General features: G+C 53.1%; 1 pseudogene. It reads left to right on the top strand.

From position 1 onward, the window contains the following. Positions 1-358, top strand: a pseudogene (locus LKX83_RS32110) (signal recognition particle protein); the annotation flags it as partial.

Below are 358 nucleotides of genomic sequence, written 5' to 3'. Positions count from 1 at the left end.
CGAGAAACTGATGGGTGAGCTGCAGGAGATCAAAGAAGTTACCAAACCGAACGAAATTCTGCTTGTCGTTGATGCAATGACCGGTCAAGACGCAGTGAATGTCGCCGAAAGCTTTAACGCACAGCTTGAGCTGACAGGTGTTGTCATGACCAAGCTGGACGGGGATACGAAGGGCGGTGCCGCTCTCTCGGTTAAGTCGGTTACAGGTACACCGATTAAGTTTGTCGGTATGGGCGAGAAGCTTGATGCGCTAGAGCCGTTCCATCCCGACCGGATGGCGAGCCGGATTCTTGGCATGGGTGATGTGCTGACGCTGATTGAGAAAGCCCAGGTCGATGTGGATGAGGCGAAAGCAAAA

Origin of the sequence: Cohnella baijiui (assembly GCF_020731285.1) — a bacterium.
Classification (GTDB): Bacteria; Bacillota; Bacilli; order Paenibacillales; family Paenibacillaceae; genus Cohnella.
Note: the sequence above shows the minus strand (reverse complement) of the source record. Positions and strands in the feature narration are given on the sequence as shown.